Raw genomic sequence first — 12,582 nt, 5'->3', positions numbered from 1 at the left:
CCGAGCCTACAACCGCCAGGAGTGGAACAGGTGGAGTCTTTCGCGCACCTGCACGTGCACACCGAGTACAGCATGCTCGACGGGGCCGCCAAGGTCGGCGCGCTCGTGGAGGAGGTGGCCCGGCAGGGGATGCCCGCGGTGGCGATGACCGACCACGGCAACGTGCACGGGGCGTACGAGTTCCACCAGGCGGCGCGCCGGGCCGGGGTCAAGCCGGTCATCGGGATCGAGGCCTACGTGGCCCCGGCCTCGCGGCGTCATCGCCAGCCGGTGTACTTCAGCGACGACCCGGCGCTGCGCCGTACCGACGAGGCCACGGGCCTGGGCGGCGACGTGTCCGGGCGCGGGCTCTACACCCACATGACCATGTGGGCGGCCGGCGCGGAGGGCCTGCGCAACCTGTTCCGGCTCCAGTCCCGCGCCTGGCTGGAGGGACACGTCCAGAAATATCCGCGCATGGATGACGAGCTGCTGGCCGAGTGCGGACAGGGGATCATCGCCACCACCGGCTGCCCGTCCGGCGAGGTGCAGACCCGGCTCAGGCTCGGCCAGTACGACCAGGCGCGCGCCGCCGCCGCGCGGTACCGCGACATCTTCGGCGCGGGGAACTACTACCTGGAGCTGATGGACCACGGCCTGCCCATCGAGCGCCGGGTCCGCCGGGACCTGCTGCGGCTCGGGCGGGAGCTCGGACTGCCGCCGCTGGCCACCAACGACTCCCACTACGTCCACGAGCACCAGGCCGCCGCCCACGACGCGCTGCTGTGCATCGGCACCGGCAAGCGGCTCGCCGACCCCGACCGGTTCCGCTTCTCCGGCACCGGCTACCACCTCAAGCCCGCCGATCAGATGCGCGCGCTGTGGGACGCCGAGGTCCCGGGCGCGTGCGACAACACGCTGCTGCTCGCCGAGCGCGTCGGCGACTACGGCGAGGTGTTCGCCCACCGCGACCTGACGCCGCGCTTCCCCGTGCCCGAAGGGGAGACCGAGTCGAGCTGGCTGCGGGCCGAGACCCTGGCGGGCGCGCGCCGCCGCTACGGGGGAGACCCGCCGCCCGGGGTGCTCGACCGCATCGACTACGAGCTGGACGTCATCGACGCCATGGGCTTCCCCGGCTACTTCCTCGTGGTCGCCGACATCTGCCGGCACGCCCGCGAGAACGGCATCGGCCTGGGCCCCGGCCGCGGCTCGGCCACCGGCTCGATGGTGGCCTACTGCATGGGCATCACCGAGCTCGACCCCATCGAGCACGACCTCATCTTCGAGCGCTTCCTCAACCCCGAGCGCGTCAGCATGCCCGACATCGACCTCGACTTCGACGACCGCCGCCGCGACGAGATGATCGACTACGTCACCCGGACCTACGGCGAGGACCACGTCTGCCAGATCGTCACGTTCGGCACGATCAAGGCCAAGGCCGCCGTCAAGGACGCCTGCCGCGTCCTCGGCCTGCCGTACAGCCTGGGCGACCGCATCACCAAGGCGTTCCCCGCCGCGGCCGGGGGCAAGGAGATCCCGCTCGCCGCCATCCACGACGAGACCCACCCGAGGTACGGCGAGGCCGCCGAGCTCCGCGCGATGTACACCCAGGAACCCGATGTCAAACGGGTGATCGACACCGCCGCGGGGGTGGAGGGCCTGACCCGCGGGACCGACGTGCACGCGGCCGGCGTGATCCTGTCCCGCGAGCCCCTGATCGACGTCATCCCCCTGGTCAGGCCGAAGGCCGACGGGCCGGTCGTCACCGGGTTCCCCTTCACCCAGGCCGAGGACATGGGCCTGCTCAAGATGGACTTCCTGGGCCTGCGCAACCTCACCGTCATCGGCGACGCGATCGCCAACGTCCGCGCCAACAAGGGCGTCGAGATCGACATCCTGAAGGTCCCGCTCGACGACGCCCCGACATACGAGCTGCTCGCGCGCGGCGACACGCTCGGGGTCTTCCAGCTCGACGGCGGCGGGATGCGCGCCCTGCTGCGGATGATGCGGCCCACGAACTTCACCGACATCGCCGCCGTGTCCGCGCTCTACCGGCCCGGCCCGATGGAGATGAACGCGCACACCAACTACGCCCTGCGCAAGACCGGCCGGCAGCCCGTCGAGCCCATCCACCCCGAACTGGCCGACGCCCTGGAACCCATCCTCGGCGACACCTACCACCTGGTCGTCTTCCAGGAGCAGGTGATGGCCATCGCCCAGCGGCTCGCCGGCTACTCCCTCGGCGCCGCCGACATGCTGCGCCGCGCCATGGGCAAGAAGAAGAAGGAGGTCCTGGACGCCGAGTGGGACCGCTTCTCGGCGGGCATGCGCGGCCAGGGCTTCTCCGCCGAGGCGATCAAGGCGGTCTGGGACGTGCTCGTCCCGTTCAGCGGCTACGGCTTCAACAAGTCGCACACCGCCGGCTACGGCCTGGTCTCCTACTGGACCGCCTACCTCAAGGCCAACCACCCGTGTGAGTACCTCGCCGCGCTGCTCACCTCGGTCGGTGACGACAAGGACAAGATGGCCGTCTACCTGTCGGACTGCCGGCGGCTCGGAATCCGGGTGCTGCCGCCCGACGTCAACGCCAGCCGCCTGGACTTCGCCGCCGTCGGATCCGACATCCGCTTCGGGCTGGGCGCGGTGCGCAACGTCGGGGCCGGCGTGGTGGAGGCGATCATCGCGGCCCGCGAGGCCAAGGGGCCGTACACCGGCTTCGCCGACTTCCTCGCCAAGGTCCCGGCCGTCGTCTGCAACAAACGGGTCATCGAGTCGCTGGCCAAGGCGGGCGCGTTCGACGGCCTGGGGCACGCCCGCGCCGCCCTCGTCGCGGTGCACGAGCGCGCCGTCGACGCGGTCATCGGCCTCAAACGGAACCAGGCCCACGGCCAGGACTCCCTGTTCGGCGAGCCGGCCCGGGCCGCGGACCTGGCCATCGAGATACCGGAGGAGGAGTGGGACCGGCCCGTCCTGCTCGCCCACGAGCGCGAGATGCTCGGCCTGTACGTCTCCGCCCACCCGCTCGACGGCGCCGAGCGGGTGCTCGCCGCGCACCGCGACACCACGATCGCCGACCTGCTCGCCTCCGGCCGCCAGGACGGCGCGGTACGGCTGAGCGGCATCGTCTCCGGCCTTCAGCGCAAGGTCACCAAGCAGGGGTCCCCGTGGGCGATCGTCACCCTGGAGGACCTCGACGCCGCCGTGGAGTGCCTGGTCTTCCCCAAGGTCTACGCCCTGTACGGCGCGGCCCTCGCGGAGGACCGCGTCATCGCGGTGCGCGGGCGCATCAGCGTCCGCGACGAGACACCGGGCGTCCACGCCGAGGAGATCGCCGTCCTGGACGTGGACGCCGCCGGCACCGTGCCCCCCGTCGTGATCTCGGTCGAGGAGACCCGCGTCACCCCGCGCCTGGTCCGGGAGTTCCGCGACATCCTGACCGCCCACCCCGGCCGCGCCCCCGTGCACGTACGGCTGCGCCGCCCCGGCGCCGGAGCCCTGCTGCTGCACCTGGAGCCCTTCCACGTCGACCCCGAGCCGGCCTTCTACGGCGACGTCAAGGCCCTGCTCGGCGCCGACGCGATCGGCACGGCGTGAACGCCCCGGCGGCGTGCCCGCGCTGCGGTACCGGGGAGGTCCTCGCCACCCTGCGCCTGCCGTACACCTGGAGGAACGCCTCGGGCCACCCGGTCCGGGGGACCTCGGAGATCGTGCTCTGCGCGCGCTGCGGCGCCGCCGACCCCCTCACCGGCCCGATCGTCGCCTACTTCGCCAGGCACGGCACCGCCGGAGCCGGGGACCTGACGTCCCTGGCCCGGGCCCTGCGGCGTTGGGCCGCCGGGGCGTCACCGCCGCGCCCCGACCCCGGCGCCGTGGCCGCCGAGGCGGAGGCGTGGCGCCGCGGCGACCTGTGACCCGGCGCGTGCGCGCGACCCCGGCGTGCGCGGCAAGCCCCGGTCATGCGGCCTCCGGGGGGCGTGCGGCGGGCCGCGGGCGTCCCCCGGAGGCCGCCGAGGTCCATCCCGCCCTGGAATCGCTATTTCGGGTTATCATCGCCATATGGCGATTGATGGTGACGCGGGGCGCTGTGTCAGCGCCGAGATCGCGGCCGGGATCTCCCCGGCGGCGGCCCTGTTCCACTCCCTGGCCGATGAGAACCGGCTGCGCATCGTGGCCCGGCTCGCGCGCGGCGAGGCACGGGTGGTCGACCTGGTCGGGGAACTCGGGCTGGCCCAGTCCACGGTCTCCAAGCACCTGGCCTGCCTGCGCGGCTGCGGCCTGGTCGGCTACCGCGCCGAAGGCCGCCAGTCCTTCTACTCCCTGACCCGCCCGGAGTTGATGGACCTGCTCGGCGCGGCCGAGCACCTGCTGGCCGCCACCGGCCACGCCGTGGAGCTCTGGCCCGTCCACGCCTCCCGCGCGGCCGCCGGGGCGCCGGCCGTCCTGGCGCACCTCGACCCGCCGGTGGGGGAGGCGGTGTCATGACCACGCTCAGCCCGCCCGCCCCGGCCCGGCGCGCCGTGCTGCGGCGCCGCGTCCGGCTGCTGGTCGCGGCCACCATCGCCTACAACGTGATCGAGGCGGCGGTGGCCCTCACCGCCGGCGCCGTGGCCTCCTCGGCCGCCCTGATCGGCTTCGGCCTGGACTCCGTCGTGGAGGTCGCCTCCGCCGCCGCCGTGGCCTGGCAGTTCTCCGCCGCCGACCACGAGCGCCGCGAACGCGTCGCGCTGCGGGTCATCGCCCTCTCGTTCTTCGCGCTGGCCGCCTACGTCACCCTCGACGCCGTGCGCGCCCTGCTCGGCGCCGGCGAGGCGGACCCCTCCACCCCCGGCCTGATCCTGGCCGCCCTCTCGCTGGTCGTCATGCCGTTCCTGTCGTACGCGCAGCGCCGCGCCGGCCGCGAACTCGGTTCCGCCTCCGCGGTCGCCGACTCCAAGCAGACCCTGCTGTGCACCTACCTGTCCGGGGTGCTCCTCGTGGGCCTGGCGCTCAACGGCCTGTTCGGCTGGTCCTGGGCCGACCCGGTCGCCGCCCTGGTCATCGCCGCCGTCGCGGTCAAGGAGGGCCGCGGGGCCTGGCGCGGGGACGCCTGCTGCGCCGTACCCGTCACCACCCCGGCCCCCGGCGGCCCGGCCTCCGGGGCTGGCGGCTGCGCCGGCGCCTGCTGCACCCCACGAACCCCGTCGTGACGTACCCGTCCGAGGTGCCCATGCCCCCCGGAGGCGTCCCTGACGGATCCCGCCCGGCCGGCCCGGCGGCTCGGCCGGACGGCCATCGCCCCGGCAGGCTCCGCCACGGCGGGCGGATCGCAGCGGCGGACCCGATGGCCTGCCGGCCCTCATCGACCCCGCCCAGACCGCGCCCACGCCGGACGGGCGTGCGCGTCGCAGGGGCGTCGCCGCCGCGGGCGGTCACCAGGTGACGGGGAGCGCGGTCAGGGAGCGGGTGAGGGTGGCGCGGTCGAAGGTCAGCTCTTCCCCGGGCACGGCCAGGCGCATGGCCGGGAAGCGCGGGATGAGCTGGGAGAAGACGGCGGTCAGCTCGATGCGGGCCAGGGGTGCGCCGATGCAGTAGCGGGCTCCGTGGCCGAAGGAGAGGTGGGTGGCGGGGCGGGCGGGGTCGAAACGGCCGGGGTCGGGGAAGGCGGCCGGGTCGTGGTTGGCGGCGCCGAGGTCGAGCAGGACCAGGTCGCCGGCGTGGACGTGGGTGCCGTCGATGTCGAGGTCGGCACGGGCGTAGCGGGGGATGCCCGTGCCGTCGCCGCCGGTGCCGCGCAGCATCTCCTCGATCGCCGGGCCGATCCGGTCGGGGTCGGCGGCGAGGGACCGCCACCGGCCGGGCTCGGCGAGGAGCCGCAGGGTGCCCTGGCCGATGGCGTTGACGGTGGTCTCGTGGCCGGCGAACAGCAGGAACATGCCCATGGCGGCGGCTTCGTCGTCGCTGACGCCGTCGGTGGCGGCCAGGCGGGCGATGATGTCGTCCCCGCCTTCGGCGCGTTTGCGGGCCACCAGGCCCTGGCCGTACGCGAACAGCTCACCGAGTCCCCGCAGGGAGCGGGCGTTGTCGGTGACGTCGGCGGCCGCGTGGGTCCAGACGCGGAACTTCTCCCGGTCGGCGTACGGCACGCCGAGCAGCTCGCAGATCACCGCGATCGGCAGCGGTACGGCGAGCGCGGCGTGCAGGTCGGCGGGCGGGCCGTGCTCCTCCAGCTCGTCCAGCAGGCTCGTGGTCAGGGCTTCGACGCGGGGGATCAGCGCCCGCATCCGCTTGGGGGAGAAGTGGGGGCGCAGCAGCGCGCGCATCCGGGTGTGGTCGGCGTGCTCGGTGTCGAAGGCGCCCTGGGGGCCGCCGAACAGGGCCGAGCGGCCGGTGCGGGCGGCGGTCTCGGGGGCGGGGTGGGAGCGGCCGAGGCGGGGGTCGTCGAGCAGCCGCCGTACCTGCTCGTAGCCGGTGACCAGCCAGGCCGGGTCGCCGACGGCGGTGCGGACGCGGTGCACGGGGCCGGTGGCCTGCAGTTCGCGCAGGCGCGGATCGGGCCGGAGCGGATCGGGCCGGTCGAACGGCAGGCTGGGCGGCGAGGACATGTCACCCTCCGGAGGTACAAGCAGCTTTGTATATCCCGATGTAAACAACGCTACTTGTAGACTCTCCGATAGACAAGAGGAGGTCGTCCATGGCGGGCGAGCGGGCGAGCGCGACGGGCGACCCCGGGGCCGCGCCGGTACGGCGGATGCGCCGGGCCGAGCGGCGCGAGCAGATCCTGGACGCGGCCACCCGCGCCTTCGCCCGCGCCGGCTACGCCGCCACCGGCCTGGACGACGTCGCGGCCGAGGCCGGCATCACCCGCGTGATCCTGTACCGGCACTTCGAGTCCAAGGCGGACATGTACCGCGCGGTCCTCGACCGCGCCTGCCTGCGCCTGATCGAGACCGTCGGCGTCGACGACTTCGACGAGAACGCCATCCCCGCCCTGCTCCGAGCCGCCGCCGCCGACCCCGACGGCTTCCGCCTGCTGTTCCACCACGCCGCCCGCGAACCGGAGTTCCGCGAGCTGACCGACAGCATCACCGCCGCCTCCCGCGACACCGCCCGCCGCAACCTCGCCAAGCTCATCCCCTCCGGCCCCTGGCTCGACTGGGCCGCCGAACTCATCCCCACCGTCAGCGTCGAGGCCGTCATCGCCTGGCTCGACGCCGGAACCCCCGACCCCGCCACCGCCGCCGACCGCATCAGCCGGGCCATCGACGGGGTCATCCGCGCCGCTCGGTCCTGACCGGGCGGCCGGTCAGCGGCCGGGCCGGGCCGCGGGCTCGTTGCCGGCGGGGAGGGCGTCGCGGCGTCTCGGCAGCGCGAGGGCCAGGAGCGCGACGGCGGCGAGCGCCGCCGCGATGGCGGTGAACGCCGGCCCGTGGCCGGCCGCCGGGACGCGTGCCGGGGCGGGGCCTCCGTCCGGCGCGGTGCTCAGGGTGGCCAGGGCGGCCAGGCCGAGCGCGCCGCCGATCTGCTTGGCGGTGTTCATCAGCCCCGACGCCGCCCCCGCGTCCTCCGGGGCGACACCGGAGGTGACCGTGACGGTCAGCGGCGTGTTCAGCAGGCCCGCGCCGAGCGAGATCAGCACGGCCGGGCCCAGGACGCCCGTCAGGTAGTCCTGGCCCGGCGCGAGCCGGGCCTGCCACACGAATCCGGCGGCGGCGATCAGGGCCCCGGCGGCGACGAGGACGCGGTCGTCGGCGCGGCGCATCAGCCATGGGGTCAGGCGCAGGCCGACGGCCAGCGTCAGCAGCGTGTGCGGCAGGAACGCCAGCCCCGTCGCCAGCGGCCCGTACCCGAGGACGTTCTGCAGGGACAGGGTCAGGAAGTACCACATCGGGTTCAGGCAGGCCCCGGCCAGCAGCATCGCGGCGTTGCCCAGCCAGATCGCCCGCGGCCGTACCAGCGCGGGCGGGATCAGCGGCGACCGCGCCACCCGCGCCTCGGCCAGTGCGAACAGCCCCAGCAGGGCGAGCCCGGCCGGAACGGCGGCCGGGGCGCCGGACAGGCCGCAGGCCAGCGCGGCCAGGCCGCCGGTGGCCAGCGCCGCGCCGAGCACGTCCAGCCGCCGGCCGCCGCGACGCGCGGGACCGGGGGCGAGCCGGCGGGACGCGGCCAGGCAGGCCACCCCGATCGGGACGTTGGCCAGCAGGATCGCGCGCCAGGACAGGTACTCCGTCAGCGCCCCGCCGACGAGGTTGCCCGCGGTGCCGCCGGCCAGGCCGACCGCCGTCCAGACGGCGATCGCGCGGGTGCGGCGCGGGCCCTCGGGGAAGGCGGACGTCAGGATCGTCAGCGTGGCCGGGGCCAGGATCGCCGCGCCCACCCCCTGCGCGGCGCGGGCGGCGAGCAGCCAGGCGGGCGTGCCCGCCAGGCCGCCGGCCAGGCTCGCGGCGGTGAACAGGGCCAGGCCGGCGGTGAAGACGCGCCGGTGCCCGTACAGGTCGGCCAGGCGCCCGCCGAGCAGCAGCAGCCCGCCGAAGGCCAGCGTGTACGCGTTGGCCACCCAGGCGAGATGGCGCGCGTCGAACGCGAGCGCGTGCTGGATGGACGGGAGCGCGACGTTCACCACCGACACGTCCAGCACCACCATGAACTGCGCCGCGCACAACAGCGCCAGCACGATCGGCACGCCGCCCTCCTTCTATTGCGATGCGCACACATTGGATTACCGCGCCCAGCATATAATCCGATGTGATCGCATCGGGAAGAGCGGAGGAGTGATGGGGCGGGGACCGGGAGCCCACCACGAGCAGCGCCGCGCGGAGATCGCCGACGCGGTGCTCGCCGTCGTCGCCGAACGCGGCCTGGCCGCCGTCTCCCTGACCGAGGTGGCCGCCCGGGCCGGCGTCTCGCCCGGCCGGGTGCAGCACTACTTCCCCGCCAAGCGGCAACTCCTGGAGGCCGCCTTCGAGCGCGGCAACGAGCTGTCCGCCGCCCGCATCCGGGCCAAGGTCGGCGGAGACCCCGCGGCCGCCGAGCCCCGCCTGGTGCTCGCCACGGTGCTCGGCGAGCTCATCCCGTACGACGCCGCCACCGAGGCGCACATCCGGGTCCGCCAGTCGTTCCAGTCGTACGGCTTCGCCGAGGAGGGCATCGCCGCCCGGCTGCGGGCGTTGTACGCCGACCTCCACCGCCAGATGGCCGATCTCATCCGCGAAGACCAGCGGGCCGGCCGCGTCCCGGCCACCCGCGACCCGTACCAGGCGGCGCTCGTCCTGGTGGCCCTGGCCGAGGGGCTGGCCGCCTACGTGCTCACCGGCGTCGCCTCGGCCGCCACGGCTCGTGAGCAGGTGCTGGAGGCCGTCGCCGCCCTCTACCGGTGAACCGCGCCGCCGCCGTCCCGAGGGGAACGGCGGAGCGCGCGGCGGGCCGTACCGGGAGGTCAGGGGCGGTATCCGGTCTTGTCCGCCGCGGTGATCGGGCGCAGGACCCGGGCGGGGGAGCCGGCGGCGATGACGCCGGAGGGGATCGGGCGGGTGACCACGCTGCCGGAACCGATGATGGTGTCGTCGCCGATCGTCACGCCTGGGTTGATGGTGACGCCGCCGCCGATCCAGACGCGGTCGCCGATCGTCACCGGCCTGGCGTAGCAGGCCCCGGCCGCGCGCTCGGCGGCGTCGATGGCGTGGTTGCTGGTGTAGACGCCGACGCGGGGGCCGAAGAGCACGTGGTGGCCGATGGTGATGCCCCCGCCGTCGAGCATGACGCAGTCGAAGTTGGCGTAGAAGTGGTCCCCGACGCTGATGTTGTAACCGAACTCGCAGCGGAACGTCGGCTCGAAGTGGCAGTCCCGCCCGACCCGGCCCAGCAGGCGGCGCAGGATCGCCTCCCGGTCCGGCTGCGGCCGCCCGAAGCTGTCGTTGTACTCCGTGGTCAGCAGTACGGCCCGCCGCCGTGCCTCGACGAGCTCCTCGGTGAGGTCGTTGTACATCGCGCCCGAGAGAATGCGCGCCCGCTGGGCTTCTAGCGTCACCGCGTGGTCCTCGCTCTTCGTTCGTCAGTCCCGTGGCCACCCGGTTCCGCGGCGCCGGGGAGAACTGGATACCACAGGGCCGTCAGGACGACCTCTCCGGGAGCGCGCGCCGCGGGCCGGCGACGGTGTGGCGCGCGCCCCGGCCCGGTCCGCGCGGGGATCCGGCGGCGAGGTGCGGTCAGGCGGCGAGGTGCGGTCAGGCGGTGGGCCGCGCGGGTGCCGCGGGGTCGCCGTACTGGTGCTGGAAGCCGGTGACCAGGGCGTTCAGGCCGGTGGTGAACCAGTGGTCGTAGTACTGCCGGGCGGCGGGGTCGGGCGGGCCGGCCTCTTCGGCGCCGGGCGGGGTGCCGACCTGGGCGAGCGCGTGGCCGAGCACGTACACGCCGACCGACTGGATGGTGATCAGCGCGTCGTCCTGCGCGATCCCCGCGGCGGTGAAGCGGCCGAGCACGCCCCGCAGCAGGGGCAGGGCGGTCTCGACGTCGACGGGGTGGGTGGCCAGCAGCGGTACGGCGTGCGGGTGGGCCAGCAGCATGCGGCGATAGGCCGTGGCGAAGCCGGTCACCGCCTCGGTCCAGGTGGGGCCGGGGTCGAGGCCGGTGAGCGCGTCGGCGACCAGGCGGTTGACGATCGCGGAGAGAACGGCGTCGCGTCCGGGGACGTGGCGGTAGAGCGACATGGCCGCCACGCCGAGGTGGGCTCCGAGCGCCCGCATGGTCAGGGCGTCCAGGCCCTGGGCGTCGAGCAGGTCGATCGCGGCGGTGACGATCTGCTCCCGGGTCACCTGCGCCGGGCGGCCTCCCCGGTTGCGGGGCGGGGTGGTGTTCATGCGTTCAGTGTGACGGCCAGCGTGGTCCCCAGCATGGCCAGGGTCAGCACCCCCACCACCATGTGCTGGACGTCGGGGACGACCGCGCGCCCGGCCGTGGGCAGGATCTTCAGGGTCCGGGAGTAGTCGCGGGCGTAGACCTCGCGCTGGGCGGCGGAGCTCAGCCCGAAGTAGGGCACCCACCAGCTCGCCAGGTGCCCGGCGAAGGTCATCGCGCACAGCACCAGCGCGGCGATGAGCGACCACGTCTCGTGCAGGGCGACGCCGGCCGCGATGAGCAGCGGGAACGGGTAGTTGATGACGGCGGCCAGGACGCGGGCCCGCAGGTTGCCGGGCGTCAGGTCGTTGAGCGGGAACATCGGCACCCAGTCGATCAGGGCCAGCCAGGCCAGCCACACGAGCGGGAGGACGACGGCGATCGTGGTCATCGGGGCTCCTCGGGGGGTCGCACCAGTTTGCGTACGAGGTAAGCTTACGTCGTACGCAAACTGGTGGCAAGCCCCGGGGCGTCAGGGTCCGGGGGCGTGGCCCAGTGCGGCCTTGACGATCTGGATCGCCTCGGTGGGGTCGATGCCGAGGCTGGCGATGACGGCCGCGTAGTCGCGGGCGGCGCGGTGGGCCTGCTCGCGCACCTGCTCGCCGCCGGCCGAGACGAACGAGCCGGCCCGCCCGCGGGTCTCGATCAGCCCGGCCTCCTCCAGCTCCCGGTAGGCGCGGCCGACGGTGTTCACGGCGAGGCCGAGATCGGCCGCGAGACGGCGGATCGGCGGCAGCCTCGTGCCGACCGCGAGTGAGCGGTCCTGGATCTGCCTGGCGAGCTGGGCCCGGAGTTGCTCGTACGGCGGCGTCGGCGAGGCCGCGTCGATGACGATCATCGGGCGGCCATGGCCCGCCGTGCCGCCGCCGCCACGCTGGCGCTCCGTTTGTGGATCAGCCACAGCGCGAGGACGCCCGCCACCACGAGCGCCACCGCGACCGCGTTCCACCAGCCGAGCGATCTGCCGACCAGGAAGATGGCCGGCAGCGACCACACCACCCCGGGTGTGACCAGGGCGCGGGCGTCCTCGACCCGCATGATGACATCGGCCGTCAGCGACGCCTCGTCCTCGGCCACGGCCGGGCCGGCGAGCACCTGGCGGAGCTGCATGATGACGCCGGCGCCGGCGCCGGCGAGGCCGATCAGCACGATGACCGCCCCGGACCGCAGGCCGGAGTCCGGGATCGGCAGCACGCTCACCGCGAGCAGCAGGGCGCCGGCGAAGGTGCCGGCCGCGAAGAGGGCGTACGGCCGGCCCAGCACCGCCTGCCAGCCGAGCTCGACCGGGTGGGCCACCCGGCGGGACAGCCGCGCGCCGGCGTCCCGGTCGGCGCGCCGCACCCACCAGCCGAGCAGCCACTGCCCGACGAGCAGCCCGGCCACCAGCCCCACCAGCACCAGCAGCGGCGGCCAGGAGGACGTGACGTCGCCGGGCAGCGTCAGCGCGTGCGTGAGCGAGGCGCCGATCAGGAACGCGGCCAGCAGGAAGCTGTTGACGGCCTTGGCGCGCCGCCGTACGGCCAGCCGCGCCGCGAGCAGCGGGGTCGGCTCGGCGCCGGCCAGGCCGTGCTGGGCGAGCCACCGTCCGGCCTCGGCGTGATCCGTCTGGTGCATGCCGCCACCTCCGAATGTCGTAAGCCTTGTCTCAATAAGATGAGTCATAGGTTGCGACAAAGTCAATCCCGCCCGGCCCTCCGCCTCCACTTCGTTCATGATCGGGAGGCAGCCGGGACG

13 protein-coding genes are annotated in these 12,582 nt (G+C 74.4%); 6 read left to right on the top strand and 7 right to left on the bottom strand.

Annotated elements, in window-relative coordinates:
* The first annotated feature begins 30 nt into the window (after positions 1-30).
* The 4 genes from dnaE (at position 31) to D5H75_RS01275 (ending at position 5,165) form a co-directional block, all read left to right on the top strand.
* Positions 31-3,573: a DNA polymerase III subunit alpha gene (dnaE, locus tag D5H75_RS01290; protein WP_119924447.1), complete on the top strand. Its 3,543-nt coding sequence runs from the start codon at positions 31-33 to the stop codon at positions 3,571-3,573.
* On the top strand, positions 3,570-3,890 hold the full coding sequence (locus tag D5H75_RS01285) for a DUF6300 family protein (RefSeq protein WP_119924446.1): 321 nt from the start codon (positions 3,570-3,572) through the stop codon (positions 3,888-3,890). Before dnaE ends, D5H75_RS01285 begins: the two co-directional genes overlap by 4 nt.
* Before the next feature lie 145 nt (positions 3,891-4,035).
* Positions 4,036-4,461, top strand: a complete 426-nt coding sequence (locus tag D5H75_RS01280; RefSeq protein ID WP_119924445.1) for an ArsR/SmtB family transcription factor — start codon at positions 4,036-4,038, stop codon at positions 4,459-4,461.
* Positions 4,458-5,165, top strand: a complete 708-nt coding sequence (locus D5H75_RS01275) for a cation efflux transmembrane domain-containing protein (RefSeq protein ID WP_119924444.1) — start codon at positions 4,458-4,460, stop codon at positions 5,163-5,165. The genes D5H75_RS01280 and D5H75_RS01275 overlap by 4 nt, the downstream gene beginning before the upstream one ends.
* Positions 5,166-5,387: 222 nt before the next feature.
* Here D5H75_RS01275 and D5H75_RS01270 read toward each other — a convergent pair whose 3' ends face one another.
* A complete protein-coding gene (locus D5H75_RS01270; protein WP_119924443.1) occupies positions 5,388-6,560 on the bottom strand; it encodes a cytochrome P450 in 1,173 nt (390 codons plus the stop codon).
* A gap of 89 nt (positions 6,561-6,649) precedes the next feature.
* Between D5H75_RS01270 and D5H75_RS01265 the strand changes: the two genes are divergently transcribed.
* Positions 6,650-7,249, top strand: a complete 600-nt coding sequence (locus D5H75_RS01265; protein WP_119924442.1) for a TetR/AcrR family transcriptional regulator — start codon at positions 6,650-6,652, stop codon at positions 7,247-7,249.
* A 12-nt stretch (positions 7,250-7,261) separates the two neighbouring features.
* Here the strand turns inward: D5H75_RS01265 and D5H75_RS01260 are convergent, their stop codons facing one another.
* The gene (locus tag D5H75_RS01260; RefSeq protein ID WP_277949908.1) at positions 7,262-8,638 is read right to left on the bottom strand and encodes an MFS transporter; all 1,377 of its coding nucleotides are present in this window, start codon (positions 8,636-8,638) and stop codon (positions 7,262-7,264) included.
* 91 nt (positions 8,639-8,729) lie between these two features.
* Between D5H75_RS01260 and D5H75_RS01255 the strand changes: the two genes are divergently transcribed.
* Positions 8,730-9,332: a TetR/AcrR family transcriptional regulator gene (locus tag D5H75_RS01255; protein ID WP_119924441.1), complete on the top strand. Its 603-nt coding sequence runs from the start codon at positions 8,730-8,732 to the stop codon at positions 9,330-9,332.
* A 59-nt stretch (positions 9,333-9,391) separates the two neighbouring features.
* Here the strand turns inward: D5H75_RS01255 and D5H75_RS01250 are convergent, their stop codons facing one another.
* From D5H75_RS01250 to D5H75_RS01230, 5 genes are all read right to left on the bottom strand, one after another.
* Positions 9,392-9,982: a sugar O-acetyltransferase gene (locus tag D5H75_RS01250; RefSeq protein ID WP_119924440.1), complete on the bottom strand. Its 591-nt coding sequence runs from the start codon at positions 9,980-9,982 to the stop codon at positions 9,392-9,394.
* Between the two features lie 196 nt (positions 9,983-10,178).
* Positions 10,179-10,811 carry a TetR/AcrR family transcriptional regulator gene (locus tag D5H75_RS01245; RefSeq protein ID WP_119924439.1) on the bottom strand — a complete coding sequence of 211 codons (633 nt, stop codon included), beginning with the start codon at positions 10,809-10,811 and terminating at the stop codon, positions 10,179-10,181.
* Complete coding sequence (locus D5H75_RS01240) at positions 10,808-11,239, bottom strand: hypothetical protein (RefSeq protein ID WP_119924438.1); 432 nt, start codon at positions 11,237-11,239, stop codon at positions 10,808-10,810. The genes D5H75_RS01245 and D5H75_RS01240 overlap by 4 nt, the downstream gene beginning before the upstream one ends.
* Positions 11,240-11,320: 81 nt before the next feature.
* Entirely contained in the window at positions 11,321-11,686 is a 366-nt protein-coding gene (locus D5H75_RS01235) for a GntR family transcriptional regulator (RefSeq protein ID WP_119924437.1), read from the bottom strand.
* Positions 11,683-12,462, bottom strand: coding sequence for a hypothetical protein (locus D5H75_RS01230; RefSeq protein WP_119924436.1), 780 nt, complete (start codon positions 12,460-12,462; stop codon positions 11,683-11,685). The genes D5H75_RS01235 and D5H75_RS01230 overlap by 4 nt, the downstream gene beginning before the upstream one ends.
* Between the last annotated feature and the right edge of the window lie 120 nt (positions 12,463-12,582).

The sequence above is a fragment of the Bailinhaonella thermotolerans genome, assembly GCF_003594875.1.
GTDB lineage: Bacteria > Actinomycetota > Actinomycetes > Streptosporangiales > Streptosporangiaceae > Bailinhaonella > Bailinhaonella thermotolerans.
This window is presented reverse-complemented; position numbering and strand designations above follow the sequence as displayed.